Genomic DNA, 23,399 nt, shown 5'->3' with positions numbered 1-23,399 from the left:
CGGGCACCGCGGATGCGATGCGTTGGATCGCAGGAATGCCTGTCAGAACTGGAGATACCCATTCCCGATGATTGAGCCGATGACGTATGCCCGAACACCTCTGCCACCGGTTCCGGCAGCCGAAAGCCAGCGGATGGCAAGACTCGTCCGCGACAGTTTCGCCGCGGTCGAGCCGAAAGCCGACGAAGTCGCGCGGTACTTCTACGGCGTGCTGTTCACGATCGCGCCGGAAACCCGGGCGCTGTTCCCGATCACCATGACCGTCCAGCGCGACAGACTGCTGCGGGCCTTGGTCTACATCGTCCAGATGGTCGACCGGCCGGACGAGCTGGTCACCTTCCTGCGCCAGCTGGGCCGCGACCACCGCAAGTTCGACGTGCTGGAACGTCACTACGACGCCGTCGGGACCGCGCTCGTCGCGGCGTTGAAACGCTTTCTCAAAGACCGCTGGACCGCCGAGATCGAGGCCGCATGGACCACGGCGTACGGACTGATCGCGAAGACCATGCGGGAGGCCGCGGCGGCCGAAGCCGGACCGTCGTGGTGGTCCGCGACGGTGGTCGAACACCGCAGGCTCACCCGCGACGTCGCGCTGGTACGGCTGCGGACCGCCGAGCCGCTGCCGTACCATCCTGGCGGCTATGTGAGCGTCGAAACCCCGCACCGGCCGCGGTTGTGGCGTTACCTCTCCCCGGCCACGGCCCCGCGCAACGACGGCATCCTGACGTTCCACGTCCGCGCCGTCCCCGGCGGCTGGGTGAGCCGCGCGATCGTGCACCACACCCGGCCCGGCGAGGTGTGGCGGATCGGACCCTCGATGGGCTCGCTGTCGGTCCAGCCGTCCGCCCGGCCGCGACCGCTGCTGATGATCGGCGGCGGCACCGGGATCACGCCGCTGCTGTCCATTCTCGACGATCTGTCCTGCTGGAAGCACAACCCGCGCGTCCACCTGTTCTTCGGCGGTCGAAGACCAGGAGACCTCTACGCGCTGGGTGATCTGCGCAAGCTGGCCGCGACGGCAAGGTGGCTGACCATCACCCCGGTGACCGAAGAGGGCGCGGTGCCCGGTGGCGATCGGGGATCGCTGGCCACCGCGGTGACTCAGCGCGGTGCGTGGAACACCCACGACATCCTGGTGTCCGGATCGCCGCCGATGATCCGCGCCACGATCGCCCAGTTGCTGGCGACGGGCACCGAGCTGGAGCGGATCTCCTACGACCCGTTCACGCTGGACTGAAGTGTCCGCGCATTCCGGATACCGTGGGTATGGCGAAACCGGCGGTTTCGGCCTAAGGTCGCGACATGGAGATCAGCGTCCCCGCACCGGGCGGCCCCATCGACGGTTACCTCGCCGAGCCGAAAGGCGACGACCCGCATCCGGCCGTCGTGATCATCCACGACGTGACGGGCCTTTCGCAGGACGCCAGGAACATCACCGATCGGTTCGCCGCGGAGGGCTATCTCGCGCTGAGCCCGAACATGTACTCGCGCGGCGGGCTCGTCCGCTGCGTGAAAGGCGTTTTCCAAAATCTTTTCGCGCAGCAAGGACGCGCTTTCGACGATATCGAAGCCTCGCGTCAACTGCTCGCCGCGCGGGAGGATTGCACCGGCAAGGTCGGTGTCGTGGGGTTCTGCATGGGCGGCGGATTCGCGTTGATCGCGGCGACCCGGGAATTCGACGCGTCGGCACCCTATTACGGAATGCTGCCGAAGGACCTCTCCGTCCTGGACGGCGCCTGCCCGGTCGTCGCGAGTTTCGGCAAGAAGGACGTCAGCCTGCGCGGCGCCGCCGCCAAGCTCGAAGTAAAACTGGCCGAAGCCGGGATTCCCCACGACGTCAAGGAATATCCCGAAGCCGGGCACAGCTTCGCGAACCAGTTCCGGCTCGGCCCGCTCAACGCCTTGATCAAGGTGGCCGGGTTCGGCTACCACGAGGCGTCCAGTGAAGACGCGTGGCGCCGGGTGACCGCGTTCTTCGACGAGCACCTCGTCCGAACGGAGTGAGCCGTTCGGACCTGCGCGAACGGCCGTTCAGTGGCTCTTCGTTGACCACTGTATGCGTTTACTTCTATGGTCTAGACCACGTCTTCCGCCAAGAGACGGAAACGCTTCGCCCTCTGGAACAGAGCTGTTCGAGGAGCCGATATGACGTGGAAGCACAAACTCGGGGCGGCCGCGGCCGGTGCCGCACTCGCCCCGCTCATCGTGGTGGCCCTGCCGGCGACCATCGCCAGCGCGCACGGCTACGTCTCCTCGCCGCCGAGCAGGCAGGCGATGTGCGCACAGGGCAAGGTGCCGAACTGCGGCGACATCATCTACGAGCCCCAAAGCGTCGAAGGGCCGAAGGGCCTGCGCAGTTGCAGCGGCGGTGTCGGCCGTTTCTCCGAACTCGACGACGAATCCAAGCCGTGGCCGTCGACGTCGGTCGGCAACTCGGTGTCGTTCAACTGGGTCCTGACCGCGCGGCACGCGACCAGCACCTGGGAGTACTACATCGGCGGCACGCGGCTCGCGGTGTTCGACGACCACGGCAGGCAGCCGGGCGCGACCGTGCAGCACACCGTGAGCATGGGCTCGTTCACCGGCAGGCAGAAGCTGCTCGCCATCTGGAACATCGCCGACACGGCCAATGCCTTCTACGCGTGCGTCGACCTGCAGATCGGCGGTGGCGGCCCGACGACTCCGCCCACCACTCCGCCGACGACACCCCCGACCACCCCTCCGAGCACGACGCCCACGACGCCACCCACCGGTGGCACGTGGACCGCGGGCACGGCGTATCAGCCGGGCGCCGAAGTGACCTACAACGGCGCGACGTACAAATGCCTCCAGGCCCACACCGCGCTGCCCGGCTGGGAACCGTCGAGCACGCCCGCGCTGTGGCAGAAACTGTGAGGTTCCGGCTCTTCCTGGGTTTGGCTGTCGCGCTTCTGGTGCTCACCGGATGTTCCGGGGGCGCGGCGGCCCCACCACCGGTACGCACGCCGTCGAGCGCGCCGGAGTTCAACGCCGCCGACGTGATGTTCCTGCAGATGATGATCCCGCATCACGAGCAGGGCGTGGAGATCGTCCGGCTGGCGCGTGACCATCCGGTGCGCCCGGCGGTCGCCGAACTCGCCGCGGCGATCGAGACGACGCAACGGTCCGAGGCCGAGGGCATGAAGGGCTGGTTGCGTGACTGGGGCCAGCCCGCCACGGCCGACGCGGGCGCGCACGCGGCGCACGGTGGCATGCGGATGACCGACCCCGATCTGGTCGGCGCACTGAAGTCCGCTCCCGGCAAGGACTTCGAGCGCCGATTCCTCGACATCCTCGCCGGGCACCAGCACAACGCCGTCGAAATGGCCCAGACCGAAACCTCGACCGGCAAGAACCCCGCCGCCCGCGATCTGGCCCACCGCATCGTCGAATCCCGCACCGCCGAGATCAAGCAGCTCCTCGGCTACACCACCTGACGCCCCTGCCCCACCACCAAGGCACCCCCCACCCGCCCTGGGGGACGTCCCTGCACCATTCTATCGCCCGGAACCGACAAAACCCCGACTTCGACAGCGCAGGGCACTAGTTGTCCACAACGGACGGTTCCCGTGGAAACGGCGCGGCACGGGAATCGTGTCCGTGGAGGCCACATTGAGGGACTCTGATTCCCTCAATGTGGCATTCGCGGACTTCGAGGCGCACGAACGGTCCGTTCGTGCGGAGGCGATGCCCGAAGACGCCGCGGTCGTACGCGTCATCGAGGGCATCAGGACCGCCTCAAGGGCCGCTCTAAGCGTCTGTCGCGTCGGGAGTGGACGATGCGGGCACGTCGCTCTCGGCACGAGGACCGCGGACGATGCCCCATCCCACGAGAGTCGCGGACAACAGGGTGAGCGCGAGACCCGCGTAGGTGATCGCGTCCCCGAAGTCGACGGTCTGCTGGGCGCTCCAAACGGCCTTCGTCAGCGCGCCGGGGAAGATCGCCGCCAGAATGGTGCCGCTGAGGGCGATGCCGATCCCGGTGGTGACCTCGCTGGCGGTATCGATGAGCGCGGCTCCGATGGTGGTGCGGTTCTCCGGCAGGCCACGCATCACGTTGTTGCCCGCCACGACACCGACCACGCGCATACCCGCCGCGACGAGGACGAGTGCGGCGGCGATCCAGACGTAGCCGAGCCTGCCGAGTGCCGTGTAGACGGCGAGTCCGCACACGACCGCGACGGCGCTGAGCCAGGCGGCCTTGGTGAGCCCGACGCGGGTGATCAGGGGACTGATGAGCGCACCCCCGGCGATCAGGACGACGACCTGGGGCAGCATCCCGATGGCCGCTTGGGCGGGTGTCCAGCCCAGATCGAGCTGAAGCTGCAGTGTCACGAGGTAACTGAGCCCGGCCGTGGCCAGTCCCGCCGCCGCCTTGAGCGCCAGACCACTGGACACGAGCGGGCGCGCGACGAGCTTCAGGTCGAGCAAGGGGTGCCGGGCGGTCTTCTCGCGGATGACGAAGCAGGTCCCGACGACGAGGGCCGCCGCGGTGGCGACCCAGGGCAGCGCCGAGGCGGCGCCTGCTTCGACGAAGAACGTGGGGGCGAGAAGCGCGAGGACGATCGTCGCGGTACCCAGGACAGCGCCCGCGACGTCGATCGGATCACGGTGCAGGTCGGCGGGGTCATCGGCGGGGATACCGACGCGAATGCCGATGAACGCGAGCGCGGCGACCGGCGCGTTCGCCAGCAGCAGGACCTGCCACGGCGCGAAGGTGAGCACGAAACCGCCGACGGTGGGGCCGACAGCGAGACCGACCAGGCCCACCGTCGAGATCAGCGTGGTCGCGCGCACGCGCAGCTTGTCATCGGTGAACAGCCGGAACGCGAGGGCGAGTGACCCCGGCGTCGTCATCGCGGCCGCGACACCCATGAGCACCCGGACGGCGATGAGCTGCCACGCGACGGTGACGAACATCGTGGCCAGGCTCGCCACGCCGAGCAGCACGAGGCCGACGAGCATGACCTTGCGGCGGCCGGCGCGGTCGGCCAGCGCTCCGAACGCCAGCATCAGCCCGCCGAACACCACGGAATACGCCCCGGTCACCCATTGCAGGGTGGTCGTCGAGGCGGAGAGCTGACGGCCGATGGTCGGCAACGCGACATTGAGGACCGAGTTGTCGAGCATCTCGAACAGGAACACGGCCGAGAGCCCGGCCAGCGCAGGCCAAACCTCGACCAGCGACCGAGGGGTACTCGGCGTCGCGCGGGATTGTCGATGAACAGGGGGACGCATTGCGCACTCCTTCGAGGTGAAGGAGTGACGGATCGCTCGATACCGCGTATGCGCGTGCTCCCGGGGAGCACGTTTCTACCCCGATAGCCGGATACTACAACATCCTCAGCGGACCGTTCACGACCTTGCGGCGGACATCACGGACTTCGGCCGAGGTGAACCGGGTACGAAAAGAATGGGGCGCCCGGTCACGAGGACCGGACGCCCCATCCGCGCCGAAAGCCGGAATCTACCGGCGTTTCGTTGGCTTCCACACGACCAGCGAGGTCTGGGGCTGGAACGGCACCAGATCCTTCCGGTACGAAGCGTGCACCGCCGCGACGCTGCGCTCCGCCGCGGCGTAGGCGGCCGCGAGTTCTTCGGTCAGTTCGGCGAGCCGGGAGCGGAGCGCGTCGACCTGGTTCTCCAGTTCGATGATGCGCTTGATGCCCGCGAGGTTGACGCCGTCCTCCTGCGAGAGCCGCTGCACCTCGCGCAGCAGCGCGATGTCCCGCATCGAGTAGCGCCGACCACCACCTGAGGTCCGGCCGGGGGAGACGAGACCCTGGCGGTCGTACGACCGCAGGGTCTGCGCGTGCATGCCGGAAAGCTGTGCCGCCACCGAGATGACGAACACCGGCGTGTCCTCGTCCGCGCCGTGGGGCAGTCCGCCGAACATCGCACTCACCTGCCTTCGAGCAGTTTGGTGATCTCCGGCCGGGGATCGTGCCCGGCCATCGCCTCGGCGTACGTCTCCAGCGCCGCGCGCGCCTCGTCGTCCAGTTTGGCGGGAACCGCCGCCTGAAGAGTGACCAGAAGGTCGCCCTGTGAACCGTCCCGTTTCGCGATGCCCTTGCCGCGCACCCGCAGCACCCGGCCGCTCGCGGTGCCCGGTGGCACCTTCAGCGACACCTTGCCCTCCAGCGTGGGCACGGTGATCGTGGTGCCGAGCGCGAGCTCGGTGAAGTCGACCGGCACCGAAAGCGTCAGGTCGAGTTCCTTGCGCCCGAACAGCTCGTGCGGCGCGACGTGCACGCGGACGTACAGATCGCCCGCCTGCGCCCCGCCACGGCCGGGCTCGCCCTGACCGGCCAGCCGGATCCGCTGGTTGTCGTCGACACCCGGCGGGATCCGGACCGTCAGCGTCCGCGTGCGAGTGCTGACGCCTTCGCCGCCGCATTCGGGGCACGGGTCGTCGATGATCGTCCCGCGGCCACGGCAGTCACGGCACGGCTCGGAGAACGCGAACGCGCCCTGACTGCGGCTGACCAGCCCGGATCCCTGACAGGTCGGGCAGGTCCGCGGCGAGGTGCCGGGCTTGGCGCCCTGGCCACCACACGTCGAACACGTCGCCGGGCTCGACAGCCGCAGCGGCAGGGTCGCGCCCTTGACCGCCTCGACGAAGTCGATCCGGACGTCGGTCTCGACGTCCGCGCCGCGCTGCGGCCGGTTCGCCGTGGCGCCTGCCGAACCGCGACGGCCGAACAGCCCGCCGAGGATGTCGCCGAGCCCGCCGAAACCGCCCTGCTGGCCGCCCGCCTGACCGAAGATGTCGCCGACGTCGAAGCCGCCCGAGCCACCGCCCGGGAAGTTGAACCCGCCCGCGCCGCCGGAGCCGAAGAGACGCCGTGCCTCGTCGTACTCCTTGCGCTTGGCCGGATCCGACAGCACGCCGTAGGCCTCGGAGACCGCCTTGAACTTCTGCTCGGCCTCCGCGTTGCCCGCGTTGGCGTCGGGGTGGTTCTCCTTGGCGAGCTTGCGATAGGACTTCTTGATCTCGTCGGCCGTGGCGTCGGAGGAGACGCCCAGCTCGCGGTAGAAGTCCTTACCGATCCATTCTCGCGCACTCACCGAACGTCTCCTCCTTCCTCACGTGACGACTTACTGCTGGTTCTGCTCATCGAGGCCGTCCAGCGGCAGCTCGCCGCCGACCGGCGGGTCCACCGGCGCGGCGCCCGGTTCGTGGTCGGTGACCGCGACCAGCGCGGCCCGCAGCACCCGCTCCCCGAAGCGGTACCCGCGGCGCATGACCACGGTGACCGTCGGGCCCGCCACCTCGGGCGAGGTGTTGTGCTGCACCGCCTCGTGCACGCTCGGGTCGAAGGGCTCGCCCTCGGCACCGAACGATTCGAGGCCGGACCGCTGCAACGAGCCGATCAGCTTGTCCGCGACGGCCTTGAACGCGCCGGTGAGATCACCGTGCTGCTCTGCCCGCTCGAGGTCGTCGAGCAACGGCAGCAGGTCGCCGACCACCGACGCCTTCGCGGACTGCGCCACGGCCTCCCGGTCGCGGTCGACCCGCTTGCGGTAGTTCGCGTACTCGGCCTGCAGGCGCTGCAGGTCGGCGGTGCGCTCGGCCAGCTCCTTCTCGACGCCGGACGCGGCCTCGACGGCTTCGTCCACTGTGGACTCGCCGAGCGAGGGGCCCGCCGCGTGCTTGGGTTCGCGCACGGGCTCCTCCACCGGCTGTTCGCTCTCCGGGGCGGGCTGGCGGACCTGACCGGACTGCGGGTCGATCCGCCGCCGATCCCTTACGACCACCGGTTCGTCCGGGCCCCGGCCCTCGGTTTCGTCGTAGCTGTGGGTCACTTCTTGGTGTCCTTCGGCTCTTCCTCGACGATCTCGGCGTCCACGACGTCATCGGCCTTGGCCTTGGCGCCCGCGTCGGACGCACCGGCCGCGCCGTCGGCGGCACCAGCGCCCGCGGCACCGGCCGCGCCGTCGGCGTTCGCGTTGGCGTAGAGCGCGGTGCCCAGCTCCTGCGAAGCGGCGTTCAGCTTCTCGATGGCCTCGCGGATCTTGGTCGAGTCCGTGCCCTTGAGCGCCTCGTTGGCCTCGTCGATCGCGGTCTTGACCTTGCCCTTGAGCTCCTCGGGCAGCTTGTCCTCGTTGTCCTTGACGAACTTCTCGGTCTGGTAGACGAGCGTCTCCGCCTGGTTGCGGGTCTCCGCCTCCTCGCGGCGCTTCTTGTCCTCCTCGGCGTGTGCCTCGGCGTCCTTGACCATGCGCTCGATGTCGTCCTTCGGCAGCGCGGAGCCGCCGGTGATCGTCATCGACTGCTCCTTGTTCGTGCCGAGGTCCTTCGCGAGGACGTGCACGATGCCGTTGGCGTCGATGTCGAAGGTGACCTCGATCTGCGGCACGCCACGCGGGGCCGGGGGCAGCCCGGTCAGCTCGAACATGCCGAGCTTCTTGTTGTGCGCGGCGATCTCGCGCTCACCCTGGAACACCTGGATCTGCACCGACGGCTGGTTGTCGTCCGCGGTGGAGAAGATCTCCGAACGCTTGGTCGGGATCGTGGTGTTGCGCTCGATGAGCTTGGTGAACACGCCGCCCTTGGTCTCGATGCCCAGCGACAGCGGGGTCACGTCCAGCAGCAGGACGTCCTTGACCTCGCCCTTGAGCACACCGGCCTGCAGCGCCGCGCCGACCGCGACGACCTCGTCCGGGTTCACGCCCTTGTTCGGCTCGCGGCCGCCGGTCAGCTCCTTGACCAGGTCGGACACCGCGGGCATCCGGGTGGAACCACCGACGAGCACGACGTGGTCGATGTCGCCGACGGCGATACCGGCGTCACGGATGACGTTGTTGAACGGCTGACGGGTGCGCTCCAGCAGGTCCGAGGTGATCTTCTGGAACTCGGCGCGCGACAGCTGCTCGTCGAGGAACAGCGGGTTCTTGTCCGCGTCCACGGTGATGTAGGGCAGGTTGATGCTGGCCGAGTTCGAGCTGGACAGCTCGATCTTCGCCTTCTCCGCAGCCTCACGGATGCGCTGCAGCGCCATCTTGTCCTTGGTGAGGTCGATGCCGTTGGCGGCCTTGAACTTGTCGACCAGCCAGGTGACGATGCGCTCGTCCCAGTCGTCACCACCGAGGTGGTTGTCACCGGAGGTCGCGCGGACCTCGACGACGCCCTCGCCGATCTCCAGCAGCGAGACGTCGAAGGTGCCGCCACCGAGGTCGAAGACCAGGATGGTCTGTTCCTTCTCGCCCTTGTCCAGGCCGTACGCCAGCGCGGCCGCGGTCGGCTCGTTGACGATGCGGAGCACGTTCAGGCCCGCGATCTGCCCGGCCTCCTTGGTGGCCTGGCGCTGCGCGTCCTCGAAGTACGCCGGGACAGTGATGACCGCGTCGGTGATGGGCTCGCCCAGGTACGCCTCGGCGTCGCGCTTGAGCTTCATCAGCACGCGCGCGCTGATCTCCTGCGAGGTGTAGTTCTTGCCGTCGATCTCGGTCTTCCAGTCGGTACCGATGTGCCGCTTGACCGACCGGATGGTCCGGTCGACGTTCGTCACGGCCTGGTTCTTCGCCGGCTGGCCGGTCAGCACTTCACCGTTCTTGGCGAAGGCGACGATGGACGGGGTGGTGCGGGAACCTTCCGAGTTGGCGATGACCGTCGGCTCGCCGCCCTCAAGGACGGCGACGACCGAGTTGGTCGTGCCGAGGTCGATGCCGACCGCTCGCGCCATGGTGTGATCCTCCTGAGTAACGCAGCTCTACTGCTTGTTGTTCGTGACCTGCTGCTTCGGCGCCGCCGCTGTCCACATTGAGCGGCCCCGAGTCAAGTTCTATCCGGCCTCCGCGCGCCCCGTCAAGCAGACTTGAGTCGGATGCGCTCAACCTTCGTACTAGGCTAACGGGCAGGTCGCGGCTCTTGTTCCCGAGATCGCCGAAAAACTGAACGTAACCCTGCTGACCAGGCTTTTCGCCAGCAGTGTGCCCCGAAAGCCACTCGAAAGCATGATCAGGTCACCCGGGTATGCACAGTGACGCGAACGGGACTAACCGCCCGTACCAGGCGTCGGAACCCGCTTCACGGTGACGGTCTTCATACCGGCTCCCGGGTCCGCGCTGTCGATCGGCACCCGCAGCGACGCGCATTCGGCGCCCGGCTCCTGCGCTGTCGCGCACGGCCTCCAGATCGGCTCGGACTCGGCGCGCGCGTGCCCCACGGCGGACGGCAGCACCAGAGCGGCCGCCACCGCGGCCACCCCGAGCCAGAGCCTCACGCGGCACGCACCTTGACGCTGCCGCTGTCGGTGGTCAGGTCGAGGGTGTGCGGGGCCGACGCGTCGTTCGCCACCCCGATGTCCCGGTGCCCGCTGTCGGTGTTCCCGAGAACGCGGTAGGGACCGCCGGGCACGTCGACCTCGATGCTCCCACTGTCCGCGTGCACCTTGACGTCGTTCGACGCGGCCATCTTCAACTCGACACGACCGCTGTCGGCCTTGACGTCGACCTTGCCGCGCAGCCCGGAGCCGGTGACCGACCCGGAATCCGACCGCACGGTGACGTCCTGGCCGATGTCGCGCAGCTCGGTCGCCCCGGAGTCGACGGCCAGCTTGACCGGACCCGCGACATCGGTGACCTCCGCCCGCCCGGAATCGACGGTGACGTCGACGCTCGCCACCCCCGAGATGCGAACGCCGCCGGAATCGTTCCTGCCGGTGACGGGCACTCCGGCCGGGACGATCACGTCGTAGTCCACCGAGCAGTTCCTCCCGCAGCCTTGGAGCACGAGCGTGTCGCCGTCCACCTTGTAGCTGTCGGACGGCTTGCTCCACCGGTAGGAGAACTCCTGGTGGATCCGCACCGGGCCGCTGCCGGTGTGGATCTTGACCTCCCCCGAGCCGTTGTCCAGCCGCACCTTGGTGATCGGCGTCGTGACCTCGGCGTCGGCTCGTGCCTTCGACGGCCACAGGAACCCGAATCCGGCGGCCACCCCCACGCCGATCAAAACGATGCCACCTAGTGCCAGAAGCGGGCGCGCCATGCTCTTGTCCCCTCAGTTCCCCTCAGTACGACTCGCGTCCCGATGAGGGTAGGAGCGGCGAGCACCCTCCGACATCCGGGAAGCCCCCCAATCATCCCTGAGGAGAACCGCAGCCTGGCCCCGCGCCCCGGCACCACTGGTCCTAGCCTGGCAGCGTCGGTTTTCCGTGATCGGGAGGTTCCATGCCGCAGTCAGCCAACCCGTACGACTTCCTGCCCCAGCTTCCGTCGTTCACCCTGCGCAGCAACGACGTCGCGGAGGGCGAGACGCTCGCGACGCCGCACCTGTCCGGCATCTTCGGCGCGGGTGGCGAGGACCGTTCGCCGCACCTGTCCTGGGAGGGCTTCCCCGCCGAGACCAAGAGCTTCGCGGTGACCTGCTACGACCCGGACGCGCCGACCGCGAGCGGCTTCTGGCACTGGGCCGTCTTCAACATCCCGGCGTCGGTCACCGAGCTGGCCTCCGGCGCGGGCGACGCGAGCGGGTCCGGGCTGCCCGAGGGAGCGGTCACGCTCAAGGGCGACGGTGGCGTCAAGCAGTTCCTCGGCGCCGCGCCGCCGCCGGGCCACGGGCCGCACCGCTACATCTTCGCCGTGCACGCGGTCGACGTCGAGAAGCTGGAGGTCGGCGAGGACGCGACGCCGGCGTTCCTCGGCTTCAACCTCTTCGGCCACGGCATCGCACGAGCCACGATCACCCCGATCTACGAGAACAAGGGCTGAGCTAGGCCGTTCCGACGCGGTCGACCAGCAGTTCAGGCCCTGGCACCCGGATCGAACCGGCACGCACCGCTTCCGGCAGGCCGAAGGCAGGCCGGGGCGGTGCGGTCGCCGCGTCCGGCAGGCCCGGCTGCCGAGGTGGCCGGGGCGCGGCCTGACCTCGCGGCGCGTCGACCGCGTCGAGTCGCTCACCCACGGCTTCCTTGCCGCCCGCCGGGCACGGCATCACGAGGTCACGCGGGACAGTGGTCGCCAGCTGGTTGTCCGCGAGGCAGTTCGCGCCACCGGGCTGTCCGCCGGACGCGGTGTAGGCGAGGTCGACCCGGTTACCACTCAGGAGGTTGCCGACGATCCGGTTGCCCACCGGCCCGAGATCCTCGGTGGAGTCGAGCACGATCCCGGCCGCTGGGTTGCCGGTGACCCGGTTGTTCGTGACCACGTTGTGCCGCCCGCCCGCAAGGACGATGCCCCGCCCGAAGACCCCGTCGTAGCGGGCAGGGCCCGCCCGCTCGGCGTCGTTGCCCACCACATTGCCCGCGATCATGATCTTGGTGTCCGATGTGGACTGAAGTCCCACCCGGTTTCCGGTGAAGCGGTTGCCGGTGACCCGAAGCCGCGATGCCCGGGCACTCTGGAAACCGGTGGCGTCGTGCTCCGCGACGTTGTCGCGGACGACGGTCTCGCAAGCCTCGCACGCCCCGACGAAGATTCCGGATTCAGCACTTCCGGACGTGTAATTCTGCTCGATCACGCCGTGCTGCGCCTGAGAAGCGGCAATTCCGTTGTTGCCGTTATTGCTCGCCGTCACATACGAGACGCGGAACCCGGTGACCCCGGTGACGAGCACGCCATTCTCCCGGTGATCGCGGACGGTCAGGTTTTCCACGCTCACCCCCGGCGCCGCGATGACGATTCCGTTGTCCCGCTTGGTTTCGCCGTCGATGACGACGTCGTTGCGGTCGACTCCGCGCAGGACGACACCCCGTACGCGCACGTACACGCTCTCGTGGTACACGCCCGGCGAGACGAGCACGAGGTCGCCTTCGTGGGCTGTCTCAAGGGCTTTGGTGATCGTGGGCGCGGCCTGCGGGACGCGGATGACCGCGGCGGTGGCCGGACGCACGACAGGCACGTCCGAAGCCGAGCAGGACGTGGCGAGCACGCCGAGGAGGAGCAGGACGAGGAGGCTGAGCAGGGACCGCACAGCGGAGAGACTTTAGGGAAAAAGGCGCACAATGAACAGCGGGAACGCGGGGAATCATCCTATCGGGGACGACGAAGCCTGCGTTTCGGAAGTGAAACGTTTTTTGGCGAACCGGCCCGCCGAGATTGTCGTACCCCGATGCCATGCTTTTCGTCATGGACACCCCCACGCCGCACGACACCCCAAGACGGCCCCGCCCGCCGCCGGTGCTCCTCGATCATGACGTCCCGAAGCCGCCCGTTTGCGAGGTGTGACAGGCCCGAAGCCGCGACCGGCGGCCGCTCACGAGCGCCGGTCGTGAACGTCTGGCCGGCCAGACAGAATCCGCCGGAAGGGGCTAGGACCAGCGGCCTTCGCTGTCCTTAATGACTCCAGGCACGAACGGCTGGAGGTCCCATGGCGGCAGCGGCGCTGGAACAACGCTCGATCGATCCCGTCCCCGCGAGCGAGCGGCACGGCCATCCGCGCAGCCTGTTCACGCTGTGGTTCGCGGCGAACATGCAGATCACGTCCGCGGTCACCGGCGCGCTCACCGTGCTGGTCGGCGTGCATCCGCTGTGGGCGATCGTCGCGGTCGTCGCGGGGAACGCGCTCGGCGGTATCCCGATGGCGCTGCACGCCGCGCAGGGGCCGAAGCTGGGCATCCCGCAGATGATCCAGTCGCGGGCGCAGTTCGGCGTGTACGGCGCCGTGCTTCCGCTCGTGCTCGTCGTGGTGATGTACCTCGGGTACTTCGCGAGCGGCAACGTCCTCGGCGGACAGGCCGTCGCGCAGATCACCCATCTGCCCACCGACGTTTCGATCTGTCTGTACGCGGCGTTGTCCGCGCTGATCGCGATCGTCGGCTACAAGCTCATCCACCGGTTCGGCTGGATCGCGTCCGCGCTCTCGGTGATCGTGTTCGTGTATCTGAGCATCCGGCTCGTCAGTGGTCACGATCTCGGCGCCGTCCTCGCCATGCCGACACTCGACTTCCCGAAGTTCCTGCTCGCGCTCTCGCTCACCGCGTCCTGGCAGCTGACCTTCGGCCCGTACGTCGCCGACACCTCGCGCTACCTGCCGTCGACGACATCCGTGCGTGCGACGTTCTGGTGGACCTACGGCGGCACGGTGCTCGGCGCGATCTGGGCGATGTCGTTCGGTGCGCTGGCCTACGCCGTGGCGGGCAAAGCCTTCAAGGGCCACGAAGTCGCGTACGTCGTCGGCCTCGGCGGCGAGGCGCTGCTGATCCCGCTGCTGCTGGCGATCGCGCTCGGCAAGTTCACCGTGAACGTGCTCAACATCTACGGCGGCTACATGACCGTCGCGACCACCCTCACCGCGTTCAGCCGCCGCGCCGCCCTTTCCCAGGGCGCACGCATCGCCTACATCGCGATCGTCGGTGTGCTCGGTGCCGTCATCGCGGTGCTCGGACGCGGGGAGTTCCTCGGGAACTTCGTGCTGTTCCTGGACTTCCTGCTGTACTTCCTGACGCCGTGGAGCTCGATCAACCTCGTCGACTTCTACTTGGTGCGCAAGGAAACCTACGACCTCGAAGCCGTCTACGACCCGAACGGACGTTACGGTCGCTGGTCGGCCCCCGCGCTGATCGCCTACGTCATCGGCATCGCCGTGCAGATCCCGTTCTCGAACGTCGAAGGCATCTTCGTCGGCCCGATGGCGCCCGTCCTCGGTGGCGCCGACATCTCGTGGCTGCTGGGCCTGATCGTCCCCGGCGCCCTGTACCTCACCATCATGCGCCGCCGCACCCGCGTCGCCGTGCCCGTCCCGTAACGCACGGGGCCACATGCCGTTAAGGCCACCTTACGGGCGTCTGGTGCCAGTAAGGTGGCCTTGACGGCATTTTTGTCCTTTGTGGAGGGTCATGCGGCGGCGGGAGAGCGGCGGGCCAGGAAGTCCTCCCAGGTACCCCGCCCCAGTGAGGCGCCTTCCAGGGTCAGGTTGCCGCCCGCCCGGTACGCCCGGCCGACCTTCCCGGGGATCCGCACCGGCAGCATCGGCCGACGCTTCCCCTGCGCCGCCAGATAACCGCGGACCAGTTCGTCCATGCCGTAGACCCGCGGACCGGCCAGGTCGGGCACCAGACCGGCCGGTTCGCCGAGGGCCAGCTCCACCAGGCGCTCCGCGACGTCCCGTGCCTCGACCGGCTGGAGCCGCAGCCCGCCCGGCTTCGGGACCACCGGCAGTTTCGCCATTCCCGCCACCATCTTGAGCGCCAGGTCGTGGAACTGCGCGGCCCGCACCGTCGTCCACGGCACCCCCGACTCGCTCACCGCGCGCTCGGCGGCGAGCTTGGACCGCATCCACGCCAGCGGCACCCGGTCCGCGCCGATCACCGAGATGTAGACCAGGTGCCGCACCCCGGCCGCCGCCGCGGCACGCGCCAGGTTCCGCGTCGCCACGTCGTCGCCCTTCGGGCCACCGGCCAGGTGCAGCACGATCGAGGCCCCGGCCACCGCGGCCTCGATACCCTCGTCCTTCACCAGGTCACCGGTCACGTACTCGATGCCGTCCTCGGCCGCACGGCCGGTCCGGCTCAGTACCCGGACCCGCTGACCGGCCTCCCGCAGCAGCGGGACGACCAGGCGGCCGAGCGTGCCGGTACCGCCGGTGATCAGGATGGTCGACGTCATGGCTTCCTCCTCGAGGATCGGTTCTGCTGCCCTGACGGACCGGCGGGAACCGATGTGACACGACGTGCCCCACGACACACTCAGGTGCAGGCGGCGGGCTCCACCGAGCAGAAGCGCACCTCCGGATAGCGCGGCGACGGCCGGTCCAGCAGCGGCTGCGGGCGGCCGCGCAGGTGCTCGTCGAAGAAGGCCCGGGCGTACGCGCGGGTGATGTCCATCGTGCGGGCGCCGGGCTGCTCGGCACCGAAGTCGACGCCGAGCTGATCGCCCAGCAGCACGAGGTCGGTGAACGACTGGTGGACGACGCCGGTCACGAGCAGCCAGCGTTTCCACCCGGTCATGTGCTTCCAGTCGTTCTCCCAGCTGAGCGCCTCAGGGCGCCCGCTGCCCGGCGTGTACGTCACCGGCTTGCCCAGGAACAGGAACGGCCGCGACAACGCGGTGGTGTCCGGGATCGGATCCTGCGTCGTCCCGTCGATGTCGATCCCGGCGCGGATCCGCGAGTCGGCCAGCATCGCGGGGATGGTGCTCGCGCCGCCGACGGAATGCCCCGCCATCGCGATCCTGGCCGGATCGATCAGGCCCGCATTCCGCCACTGCGGCCGGGGCCCGGTCAGCTCGTCGAGCACGAACGAGACGTCCGCGGCCCGGCCACGCACCACCTTCCGCCAGAACTCGTCGTTCCGGGGATTCCCGCAGGCCAGGCACGTGGTGACGCGACCGTCCGGAAAGGACTGTCCGACGTTCTCGTAGGTGTGGTCGATCGCGGCGACGACGTAGCCGTGGCTGGCCAGGTCCTCGGCCAGCGCGGTCATCGTGCTGCGCGGTTTGGTGAACCCTGGCGAGAGCACGATCAGCGGCAGGCTGTGCCGTCGTCCCACCGCCGGCGCGTCGGTAACGGCGTTGGTCCGCGTCCGGCTCAGGATGTCCGGCGGCAGGGTGGTGATCTTGCCGTCCTTCAGCAGCAGTTCCGACTCGGCGGGCGTCATGTACCGGGCCCGCGCGCCGTCCGCCGATCTCGCCGGGTACCACAGGGAAACCATCAGCTCCCGCGCGTTCACCCCCGGAGCCCAGGGGTCGGGACGGGACGTGTCCTTCAGATACAGCGACGTCATACCGACCGGGGCGCGACCGGTGGGCGCGGGCAAGGCGGGAATGGTTTCCGCGACGGCGGCGGGCGCGACGCCCATCGCGAGGGGCAGCAAGGCGGCGGCGACCGTCAGCCCGCGAAGTATTTTCTTCATGGTTTTCCTTTCGCTGTCAGGAAAGGCGAGTACGAGACCAGCGGAGGCACAGCGCCGACAGCGCGGCAGCGAGCACGAGGTAGAGCGCCGTCTCGATCAGTTGAAGCGGCCAGAATCGGGCCGCGGGCTGATAGGTGATCCGTTGCCGGTAACCGTCGTCGGCGAGCTTGGCGAGGCACTCCTTCGCAGGCACGGGACGGGACGTACGACCTGGTGGTGGGATGCACTCCGCGAGCCACGACGGCGGCCGCACCACTTGCCCGCCGCCGTCGAGGGTCTCGTTGGACAGCATCCACGCGCCCTGCGGGCCGGAGACGGTCAGCAGTTCGAACTCACCCGCGTCGTTGAGCCCCATCCGCGCGATGTTCGACGCCGTGATCGTCACGGTCTCCTCGGTCGCGGGCAGGAGGTGCGGCCGGACGACGAAGGGCACGGCGAGCTGGACGGCCGCGAAGACCACGAGTGTGACGGCCATGGCGAGCACCGTCCGGCGCACCAGGATTCCGACCGCGACGCCGAGGACGAAGGCGAAGACCGCGTAACCGATGGGCGCGATTCCGCGAACGCCGAAGATCACCGGCGAGAGGCGCACCGCGAAAGAACCGCCCCTGTCGCCGGTGGTGACCGCATTGTCGACCGCGTCCGCCCACCAGGTGACCGCGAGGCTGAGCAACCCGGCCGCGAGCACGGCGGCCAGCCCGATGAGCGCGAGTTTCACACCCAGCCACCGGGACCGCGTGACGGTCTGGTTCCACGCCAGGCGATGGGTACCCGCCTCCAGTTCACGAGCGACCAGTGGCGCGCCCCAGAACACGCCGATGAGCGCGGGCAGGGCGTACATCACGACGATTCCGCCGTGGTAGAGCAGGCCATGACCGGGATCGAGCGGAGCGCGGGAACCGGGCAACGGCCGTCCAGCGAGCACGAGAACCGCGGCGAGGACGAGCAGAATTCCGTACACCGCAACGGCTTGGACGCGGAACTGGCGCCAGGTCAGCCAGATCATCGGAGCACCTCCAGCGCCGGACGACGGCCGGTCTCGGTGCCGCTCAGGTAGGCGAGCACGAGGTCCTCCATGCCGGGCTCGCCGACTGTCCACTGAGGATCGAGGATCGGTGCCTCGGTGCGGACGAGCAGCGTCGTCTGGCGGTCGGTGTGGCTCGCGGAGACGACGTGCTGATCGGCGGGCAACGTGGTGACGTCGCGGCGCGGGCCGGTCAGCCGACGATGGGTCGCCAGGATTTCCTCGACGTCGCCCTCCAGCCGCACCTCGCCGCCGACCAGGACGACGAGGCGATCGCAGACGCGTTCGAGGTCGGCCACCAGATGCGAGGACAACACGACGCTGACCCCGTACTCGGCGACGATCTCCATGAGGTCGGCCAGGAATTCGCGGCGGGCGAGCGGATCGAGCGCGGCGACCGGCTCGTCGAGCAGCAGCAGTTCGGGACGTTTGGCGATGCCCAGGGTGAGCGCGAGCTGGGCGCGCTGCCCACCGGACAGCTTCCCGGCGCGCTGCCGCGGATCAAGACCGAGCCGGGCGATCCGGCCGCGAGCCAGCGCGTCGTCCCAGCCCGGGTTGAGCCGGGCGCCGAGGCGCAGATGACCGTCGACGGTCAGTCCACTGTAGACGGGCGTTTCCTGCGCGACGAAGCCGACTTTGGCCAGCTGTGCCTGCCCGCTGCCCGGCACCCCACCACACACCTCGATGCTGCCGGTCGTCGGCGTCAGCATCCCCGCCGCGAGATTCAGCAGCGTCGACTTTCCCGCGCCGTTCGGGCCGACCAGCCCGACGACGTGCCCGGCCGGGATGTCCAGCGTGCAGCCGGTCAGCGCCCGTTTCCGGCCGTACTCCTTGCCCAGGTTCCTGGCCCCCAGTACCGCGGTCACGCTATGTCCCTCCTGACGGAGGCGCGAAACGTGGTCGCGAACAACGCCTCGATACCTTCGTCGTCGAGGCCGGACAGCCGGGCCGCGGCCAGCCACTTCAGCAGGTCCTGCCGCAACCCGCCGAGCACGGCAGGAGGCGGCCCGGCGAGCGTCGCCGTCACGAACGTCCCGACACCGGGTCGGGCCGCGACGAGCCCGTCGTGCTCCAGCTCCCGGTAGGCCTTGAGCACGGTGTTCGGGTTGATGGCCAGCTGCGCGACGACGTCCTTCACCTTCGGCAGCTGATCGCCCTCGCTCAGCAGGCCGAGGCGCAGCGCGTGCCGCACCTGCTGGACCAGCTGCTGGTACGGCGAGAGCCGGGACCTGGTGTCCAGATGGAACTCGATCATCGGTTCCTCCATTTATCTATCTACCTAGCACTATAGGTAAATGGGAGGCTGAGGATCAACCCATGGCGTCAGGTAACCGATCGTGTGCAGTGTGTCGCCGGGCACGGGCGCGGGCGGCCACGAGGATCACGGCCATGGAGGTTTCCGTGCACACACGTCGTCTGATCGGCTTGCTCGCGGCACTCACCGCCGCGGCCGCCGCCCCGGCGATCCTGGCCACCCCCGCACAGGCCGATTCCGCGCACGAAGTGCCGTACTGCGGGGAGGAATACGACGTCGTCATCCTCAACGACGGCCCCGGCGGCGCCGCTCCCTGCTTCACCACCGACGGCGGAGACTACGAGGACGACGGCGAGATCATCCTGCTCCGGGCGTTCCTGCCGGAGATCTGATTCAGTGGACGGCTTCGCGTTCCATGTAGCGGCCGACGGTGTGCTCGCCGAAGCCGTACTGCCGGTACAGCTCGTGCGCGTCGGAGGTGTGCAGCATCCAGCGGAAGTTCGCGCCGGGACCGTTGTCGACCATCTCCCGGACCAGCTCCTTGCCGAGACCGGTGCCCCGCGCGTCCGGCACGACGAACACGTCGGCGAGGTAAGCCATCGCGACACCGTCGGAGAACGCGCGGCCGAAGCCGACCTGGCGCCCGCCCGACGTCTCGTACGCGCCGACGATCCGCCACGCGTTCCGCACCTGCGCCTCGACCTGGGCGCGGGTCCGCCACCGGGCCCAGTACGCCTCGGTGGACAGGAACTTCCACACGACGTCGAGGTCGACCCGTGCGGGGTCGTCGTCCAGTTCGTAAGCACCCACTGTCCGCATGGCGGCAACGTAACCCAGCACCCGCGCGGCGCCCAGTTATTTAGGCGGGCTTGAGCAAGTAGTCCACGACCGGCCTCAGCTCTTCGGCCGACGGCGGCTCGTCGTCGATCAGGCCCTGGATGAGCAGGCCGTCGATACCCGCGAGAAATACGCGGAACGCGACCTCGTTGTCGTGGCGGACCATCGAGGTCAGCACGTCGAGCCAGCGTCGCGCGGCCGGGCGCAGCTCCGGCTTGCGCGCTGCGAGCAGGTACAGCTCGTACTCCGCCATGGTCCGCCCGCGCTGCGGCCCGAGCGCCTCGGCGAGCAGCCCAGCGACCTCTTCCGCGCCGCGGCTGCCGCGCGACCGGGCGCGGTCGATCATCCAGTAGACCTCGGTCGCCATATCCCGCGCGCACGAGATGAGCGTCGCGATGAGGAGATCGTCGAGGGTCGAGAAGTGATACGTCGTCGAGGCGGTCGGGATGCCGGCTTCGGCCGCGACCGTCCGGTGCGTGACCCCGGCGACGCCGTCGCGCTCGATCACCCGCAACGTCGCCTCGATGATCTCCGTCCGCCGCTTGTCCCCGCGCGCCTTCCGTCCGTCGACCTGGAGTTTCACTGCGCGCTCCCGACTTCGATCAGTACGACACCGCCGATCACCAGCGCGAGCCCGGCGATCATCGCGGCGTTGATCGGCTCCTTCAAGAACACCACGCCGATGACCGCCACCAGTGCCACCCCCGCCGCGGCCCAGATCGCGTAGGCGACGCCGATCGGCAATCCTGCCTTGAGCACCTGTGACAACGCGACGAACGCCACGACGTACCCGGCCACGACCAGAATCGACGGCCCGACCTTGGAAAAGCCCTCGGAGAGCTTCAGCGAGATCGTCGCGGTGACCTCGGCACCGATGGCCAAGGCGAGGAGGAGGTACGCAAGCACATCACAAAAACTACCTGAACGATCGTCTCAATAGCTAGCGAGGCGTACACCACATCGGTGGGACTTAGGCGCCACTCACCGGTTACTCATCAGTAAGCACCACTAGTCTGCTGCACCATCGGCACCGCGGCGATCACCGGACACCGCGGCGCTGCACCACCACACCGGACGAAAGGCACCCGACGATGGGCGCTGTACAGCTGACGCTGGGCGGACTCTCGGTCCTGCTCGGCATCGTCGCCTGGGGAATGTTCTTCGCGACCATCGCCCGCTTCGTGCGGGTGATCCGGCTCGGCCAGCCCGACTCCACCCGGAACGGGCCGTTCCTGCCGCGCATGAAGACCATGATCACGGAGTTCGCCGCGCACACGCGGATGAACAAGGTCCGCAGCGTCGGCCCGTGGCACTGGCTGGTCATGTGGGGCTTCCTGATCGGCTCGCTCGCGCTGTTCGAGGCGTACGGCGAGGTCTTCGTCCCGCACTGGGGCTGGCCGATCCTCGACGACTTCCCGCCGTTCCAGCTGCTCATGGAACTGCTCGGCGTCGGGACCATCGTCGGCATCCTGATGCTGATCGTGGTGCGCCAGCGCAACCACCCGCGCCGTGCCGATCGCCAGTCGCGGTTCCAGGGCTCGAACTTCAAATGGGCCTACTTCATCGAGGCCGTCGTGCTCATCGAAGGCGTCGGCATCATCGGCGTCCGCGCCGCGAAGGCCGCGCTCGGCGCGCACGAGACGCCGACCTGGGCCGCGTTCGTCTCGAACCCGATCGGCGAGCTGCTGCCCGCGAGCCCGAACCTGGTGTCGGTGTTCGCGTTCGTCAAGCTGATGAGCGCCACGATCTGGCTGATCGTCATCTCGCGCACGATGACCATGGGGATCGCCTGGCACCGGTTCAGCGCGTTCTTCAACATCTACTTCAAGCGCGAGGCCGACGGCGGCGTCGCGCTGGGCGCCCTCAAGCCGATGATGAGCAAGGGCAAGGTGCTCGACCTCGAGGAGGCCGACCCGGACGAGGACACCTTCGGCGTCGGCAAGATCGAGGACTTCAGCTGGAAGGGCTGGCTCGACTTCTCGACCTGTACCGAGTGCGGCCGCTGCCAGTCGCAGTGTCCCGCGTGGAACACCGGGAAGCCGCTGTCGCCGAAGCTCGTCATCACCCAGCTGCGTGACCACGCCTACGCGAAGGCGCCCTACCTGCTCGCGGGCGGCAAGCGCGACATGGCCGGCGACGAAGTGGGCCTCAGTGGCGACAACATGTACGCGGGCATCGACGTTCTCGCGATCGCCGAGTCGCAGAAGGCGCTCGTCGGCGATGACGGCGGCGTCATCGACCCCGACGTCCTGTGGTCCTGCACCTCCTGCGGTGCCTGCGTCGAGCAGTGCCCGGTGGACATCGAGCACGTCGACCACATCGTCGACATGCGCCGCTACCAGGTCATGATCGAGTCCGCGTTCCCCAGCGAGCTGAACGGCATGTTCAAGAACCTGGAGAACAAGGGCAATCCGTGGGGCCAGAACGCCAAGGACCGTCTGCAGTGGACGGAGGATCTCGACTTCGAGGTCCCGGTGTTCGACGGCGACCTCGGCGACGCCGAGTATCTGTTCTGGGTCGGCTGCGCCGGCGCGTTCGAGGACCGCGCGAAGAAGACCACGCGGGCGGTCGCGGAGCTGCTGCACATCGCGGGCGTCAAGTACACCGTGCTCGGCTCCGAGGAGACCTGCACCGGTGACCCGGCCCGCCGCGCGGGCAACGAGTTCCTGTTCCAGATGCTCGCGCAGCAGAACGTCGAGGTGCTGAACTCGGTGTTCGAAGGCCGCGAACGCAAGGCCCGCAAGGTCGTCGTGACCTGTGCGCACTGCTTCAACACCCTCGCGAACGAGTACCCGGAACTGGGCGGCCAGTTCGACGTCGTGCACCACACGCAGTTGCTGAACCGCCTGGTGCGCGAGAAGCAGCTGGTGCCGGTCGCGCCGGTCGCGGAGGACGTCACCTACCACGACCCGTGTTATCTGGGGCGCCACAACAAGGTCTACGAAGCGCCGCGTGAGCTCGTCGGCGCGACGGGCGCGACGCTGCGCGAGATGCCGCGGCACGGCGACCGGTCGATGTGCTGTGGTGCCGGTGGCGCGCGGATGTGGATGGAAGAGAAGATCGGCAAGCGGATCAACGTCGAACGCGTCGACGAGGCGCTCGGCACCGCGCCGTCGAAGATCGCGACCGGCTGCCCGTTCTGCAAGGTGATGCTCAACGACGGCCTCACCGCGCGGCAGAGCGACGGGCAGGCCTCCGACAAGGTCGAAATCCTCGACGTCGCGCAGCTGCTGCTGACCGCGGTCAAGCGCCAGCCCGCCCCGGCCCCCGTGGCCCCTGGCGCGCCCTCGCTCGACGACGAGAGCTGAAGCTCTCTTTCGGACCACGACAGATGTCATAGCGCTTCCGTGAGCTTCGGGGCCGGGGGGGGGGGGGCGCCCCGGGGCGGGAGTTTTTTTTAAAACAAAGGAAAAAACGCCGCGCGGCCCCCCCGTGGAGCGCCCCGGGGAGGCGTGAATTATTATTGGGGGGGCCA

The 23,399-nt window shown here is 68.7% G+C and carries 24 protein-coding genes; 8 read left to right on the top strand and 16 right to left on the bottom strand.

All coding sequences use genetic code 11. The features are described from left to right. The first annotated feature begins 133 nt into the window (after positions 1 to 133). The 4 genes from ACFWY9_RS24515 to ACFWY9_RS24500 all read left to right on the top strand — a co-directional run bounded on the left by ACFWY9_RS24515 (position 134) and on the right by ACFWY9_RS24500 (position 3,455). Positions 134 to 1,237, top strand: coding sequence for a globin domain-containing protein (locus ACFWY9_RS24515; protein WP_378326294.1), 1,104 nt, complete (start codon positions 134 to 136; stop codon positions 1,235 to 1,237). 65 nt (positions 1,238 to 1,302) lie between these two features. After that, complete coding sequence (locus ACFWY9_RS24510; protein WP_378340016.1) at positions 1,303 to 2,004, top strand: dienelactone hydrolase family protein; 702 nt, start codon at positions 1,303 to 1,305, stop codon at positions 2,002 to 2,004. A gap of 141 nt (positions 2,005 to 2,145) precedes the next feature. After that, positions 2,146 to 2,895 carry a lytic polysaccharide monooxygenase gene (locus ACFWY9_RS24505; protein ID WP_378340015.1) on the top strand — a complete coding sequence of 250 codons (750 nt, stop codon included), beginning with the start codon at positions 2,146 to 2,148 and terminating at the stop codon, positions 2,893 to 2,895. Continuing rightward, positions 2,880 to 3,455: a DUF305 domain-containing protein gene (locus ACFWY9_RS24500; RefSeq protein WP_378326297.1), complete on the top strand. Its 576-nt coding sequence runs from the start codon at positions 2,880 to 2,882 to the stop codon at positions 3,453 to 3,455. The genes ACFWY9_RS24505 and ACFWY9_RS24500 overlap by 16 nt, the downstream gene beginning before the upstream one ends. A 313-nt stretch (positions 3,456 to 3,768) precedes the next feature. Here the strand turns inward: ACFWY9_RS24500 and ACFWY9_RS24495 are convergent, their stop codons facing one another. The 7 genes from ACFWY9_RS24495 to ACFWY9_RS24465 form a co-directional block, all read right to left on the bottom strand. Beyond that, positions 3,769 to 5,256 carry an MFS transporter gene (locus ACFWY9_RS24495; RefSeq protein WP_378340014.1) on the bottom strand — a complete coding sequence of 496 codons (1,488 nt, stop codon included), beginning with the start codon at positions 5,254 to 5,256 and terminating at the stop codon, positions 3,769 to 3,771. A gap of 229 nt (positions 5,257 to 5,485) precedes the next feature. Then, positions 5,486 to 5,914, bottom strand: coding sequence for a heat shock protein transcriptional repressor HspR (locus tag ACFWY9_RS24490; protein ID WP_378326299.1), 429 nt, complete (start codon positions 5,912 to 5,914; stop codon positions 5,486 to 5,488). Between the two features lie 5 nt (positions 5,915 to 5,919). After that, the gene (gene dnaJ, locus ACFWY9_RS24485; protein ID WP_378326300.1) at positions 5,920 to 7,086 is read right to left on the bottom strand and encodes a molecular chaperone DnaJ; all 1,167 of its coding nucleotides are present in this window, start codon (positions 7,084 to 7,086) and stop codon (positions 5,920 to 5,922) included. Between the two features lie 30 nt (positions 7,087 to 7,116). Then, positions 7,117 to 7,824: a nucleotide exchange factor GrpE gene (grpE, locus tag ACFWY9_RS24480; RefSeq protein ID WP_378326301.1), complete on the bottom strand. Its 708-nt coding sequence runs from the start codon at positions 7,822 to 7,824 to the stop codon at positions 7,117 to 7,119. Further along, positions 7,821 to 9,704, bottom strand: a complete 1,884-nt coding sequence (gene dnaK, locus ACFWY9_RS24475) for a molecular chaperone DnaK (RefSeq protein WP_378326302.1) — start codon at positions 9,702 to 9,704, stop codon at positions 7,821 to 7,823. Before dnaK ends, grpE begins: the two co-directional genes overlap by 4 nt. Positions 9,705 to 10,016: 312 nt before the next feature. After that, positions 10,017 to 10,244, bottom strand: coding sequence for a hypothetical protein (locus ACFWY9_RS24470; protein ID WP_378326303.1), 228 nt, complete (start codon positions 10,242 to 10,244; stop codon positions 10,017 to 10,019). Next, positions 10,241 to 11,008, bottom strand: a complete 768-nt coding sequence (locus ACFWY9_RS24465; RefSeq protein ID WP_378326304.1) for a DUF4097 family beta strand repeat-containing protein — start codon at positions 11,006 to 11,008, stop codon at positions 10,241 to 10,243. The genes ACFWY9_RS24470 and ACFWY9_RS24465 overlap by 4 nt, the downstream gene beginning before the upstream one ends. Positions 11,009 to 11,190: 182 nt before the next feature. Here ACFWY9_RS24465 and ACFWY9_RS24460 point away from each other — a divergent pair, with 182 nt between their 5' ends. Beyond that, a complete protein-coding gene (locus ACFWY9_RS24460; protein WP_378326306.1) occupies positions 11,191 to 11,730 on the top strand; it encodes a YbhB/YbcL family Raf kinase inhibitor-like protein in 540 nt (179 codons plus the stop codon). A 1-nt stretch (position 11,731) separates the two neighbouring features. On the opposite strand, the gene ACFWY9_RS24455 is transcribed toward ACFWY9_RS24460, so the two are convergent. Then, the gene (locus ACFWY9_RS24455; protein ID WP_378326307.1) at positions 11,732 to 12,931 is read right to left on the bottom strand and encodes a nitrous oxide reductase family maturation protein NosD; all 1,200 of its coding nucleotides are present in this window, start codon (positions 12,929 to 12,931) and stop codon (positions 11,732 to 11,734) included. Positions 12,932 to 13,327: 396 nt separating this feature from the next. On the opposite strand from ACFWY9_RS24455, the gene ACFWY9_RS24450 reads away from it, so the two are divergent. After that, positions 13,328 to 14,704 (top strand): purine-cytosine permease family protein, encoded by a 1,377-nt coding sequence (locus ACFWY9_RS24450; RefSeq protein ID WP_378326308.1) that lies wholly within the window; start codon positions 13,328 to 13,330, stop codon positions 14,702 to 14,704. Positions 14,705 to 14,793: 89 nt separating this feature from the next. Here ACFWY9_RS24450 and ACFWY9_RS24445 read toward each other — a convergent pair whose 3' ends face one another. The 5 genes from ACFWY9_RS24445 to ACFWY9_RS24425 form a co-directional block, all read right to left on the bottom strand. Beyond that, a complete protein-coding gene (locus ACFWY9_RS24445) occupies positions 14,794 to 15,564 on the bottom strand; it encodes an SDR family oxidoreductase (RefSeq protein ID WP_378340013.1) in 771 nt (256 codons plus the stop codon). Positions 15,565 to 15,644: 80 nt separating this feature from the next. Further along, a complete protein-coding gene (locus tag ACFWY9_RS24440; protein ID WP_378340012.1) occupies positions 15,645 to 16,808 on the bottom strand; it encodes an alpha/beta hydrolase family protein in 1,164 nt (387 codons plus the stop codon). A 16-nt stretch (positions 16,809 to 16,824) separates the two neighbouring features. Further along, complete coding sequence (locus tag ACFWY9_RS24435; RefSeq protein WP_378340011.1) at positions 16,825 to 17,814, bottom strand: transporter; 990 nt, start codon at positions 17,812 to 17,814, stop codon at positions 16,825 to 16,827. Then, positions 17,811 to 18,698, bottom strand: coding sequence for an ABC transporter ATP-binding protein (locus tag ACFWY9_RS24430; protein WP_378340010.1), 888 nt, complete (start codon positions 18,696 to 18,698; stop codon positions 17,811 to 17,813). Before ACFWY9_RS24430 ends, ACFWY9_RS24435 begins: the two co-directional genes overlap by 4 nt. Beyond that, on the bottom strand, positions 18,695 to 19,087 hold the full coding sequence (locus ACFWY9_RS24425) for a GntR family transcriptional regulator (protein ID WP_378326315.1): 393 nt from the start codon (positions 19,085 to 19,087) through the stop codon (positions 18,695 to 18,697). The genes ACFWY9_RS24430 and ACFWY9_RS24425 overlap by 4 nt, the downstream gene beginning before the upstream one ends. 146 nt (positions 19,088 to 19,233) lie before the next feature. On the opposite strand from ACFWY9_RS24425, the gene ACFWY9_RS24420 reads away from it, so the two are divergent. Continuing rightward, positions 19,234 to 19,479 (top strand): hypothetical protein, encoded by a 246-nt coding sequence (locus ACFWY9_RS24420; RefSeq protein WP_378326316.1) that lies wholly within the window; start codon positions 19,234 to 19,236, stop codon positions 19,477 to 19,479. Between the two features lies 1 nt (position 19,480). Here the strand turns inward: ACFWY9_RS24420 and ACFWY9_RS24415 are convergent, their stop codons facing one another. From ACFWY9_RS24415 to ACFWY9_RS24405, 3 genes are read right to left on the bottom strand one after another with little or no spacing between them, the layout of a single operon-like run. After that, positions 19,481 to 19,906 carry a GNAT family N-acetyltransferase gene (locus ACFWY9_RS24415; RefSeq protein WP_378326318.1) on the bottom strand — a complete coding sequence of 142 codons (426 nt, stop codon included), beginning with the start codon at positions 19,904 to 19,906 and terminating at the stop codon, positions 19,481 to 19,483. A gap of 40 nt (positions 19,907 to 19,946) precedes the next feature. Then, complete coding sequence (locus ACFWY9_RS24410; protein WP_378326320.1) at positions 19,947 to 20,507, bottom strand: TetR/AcrR family transcriptional regulator; 561 nt, start codon at positions 20,505 to 20,507, stop codon at positions 19,947 to 19,949. After that, positions 20,504 to 20,830: a DMT family transporter gene (locus ACFWY9_RS24405; protein WP_378326321.1), complete on the bottom strand. Its 327-nt coding sequence runs from the start codon at positions 20,828 to 20,830 to the stop codon at positions 20,504 to 20,506. The genes ACFWY9_RS24410 and ACFWY9_RS24405 overlap by 4 nt, the downstream gene beginning before the upstream one ends. 185 nt (positions 20,831 to 21,015) lie before the next feature. Here ACFWY9_RS24405 and ACFWY9_RS24400 point away from each other — a divergent pair, with 185 nt between their 5' ends. Next, the gene (locus ACFWY9_RS24400; protein ID WP_378340009.1) at positions 21,016 to 23,232 is read left to right on the top strand and encodes a (Fe-S)-binding protein; all 2,217 of its coding nucleotides are present in this window, start codon (positions 21,016 to 21,018) and stop codon (positions 23,230 to 23,232) included. Positions 23,233 to 23,399: the final 167 nt, after the last annotated feature.

The organism is Amycolatopsis sp. NPDC059027 (genome assembly GCF_042739735.1).
Classification (GTDB): Bacteria; Actinomycetota; Actinomycetes; order Mycobacteriales; family Pseudonocardiaceae; genus Amycolatopsis.
The sequence above is the reverse complement of the archived record's forward strand: the minus strand, read 5'-3'. Positions and strand labels throughout refer to the sequence as shown.

Excerpts from the sequence above, each read along its gene's own strand:
- ACFWY9_RS24440 (WP_378340012.1), bottom strand. The coding sequence starts at position 16,808 with ATGAAGAAAATACTTCGCGGGCTGACGGTCGCCGCCGCCTTGCTGCCC.
- ACFWY9_RS24490 (WP_378326299.1), bottom strand. The coding sequence starts at position 5,914 with ATGTTCGGCGGACTGCCCCACGGCGCGGACGAGGACACGCCGGTGTTC.
- ACFWY9_RS24515 (WP_378326294.1), top strand. The coding sequence starts at position 134 with ATGGCAAGACTCGTCCGCGACAGTTTCGCCGCGGTCGAGCCGAAAGCC.
- ACFWY9_RS24415 (WP_378326318.1), bottom strand. The coding sequence starts at position 19,906 with ATGCGGACAGTGGGTGCTTACGAACTGGACGACGACCCCGCACGGGTC.
- dnaK (WP_378326302.1), bottom strand. The coding sequence starts at position 9,704 with ATGGCGCGAGCGGTCGGCATCGACCTCGGCACGACCAACTCGGTCGTC.
- ACFWY9_RS24400 (WP_378340009.1), top strand. The coding sequence starts at position 21,016 with ATGGGCGCTGTACAGCTGACGCTGGGCGGACTCTCGGTCCTGCTCGGC.
- ACFWY9_RS24505 (WP_378340015.1), top strand. The coding sequence starts at position 2,146 with ATGACGTGGAAGCACAAACTCGGGGCGGCCGCGGCCGGTGCCGCACTC.
- ACFWY9_RS24435 (WP_378340011.1), bottom strand. The coding sequence starts at position 17,814 with ATGATCTGGCTGACCTGGCGCCAGTTCCGCGTCCAAGCCGTTGCGGTG.
- ACFWY9_RS24460 (WP_378326306.1), top strand. The coding sequence starts at position 11,191 with ATGCCGCAGTCAGCCAACCCGTACGACTTCCTGCCCCAGCTTCCGTCG.
- ACFWY9_RS24495 (WP_378340014.1), bottom strand. The coding sequence starts at position 5,256 with ATGCGTCCCCCTGTTCATCGACAATCCCGCGCGACGCCGAGTACCCCT.
- ACFWY9_RS24445 (WP_378340013.1), bottom strand. The coding sequence starts at position 15,564 with ATGACGTCGACCATCCTGATCACCGGCGGTACCGGCACGCTCGGCCGC.
- ACFWY9_RS24425 (WP_378326315.1), bottom strand. The coding sequence starts at position 19,087 with ATGATCGAGTTCCATCTGGACACCAGGTCCCGGCTCTCGCCGTACCAG.
- ACFWY9_RS24450 (WP_378326308.1), top strand. The coding sequence starts at position 13,328 with ATGGCGGCAGCGGCGCTGGAACAACGCTCGATCGATCCCGTCCCCGCG.
- ACFWY9_RS24465 (WP_378326304.1), bottom strand. The coding sequence starts at position 11,008 with ATGGCGCGCCCGCTTCTGGCACTAGGTGGCATCGTTTTGATCGGCGTG.
- ACFWY9_RS24510 (WP_378340016.1), top strand. The coding sequence starts at position 1,303 with ATGGAGATCAGCGTCCCCGCACCGGGCGGCCCCATCGACGGTTACCTC.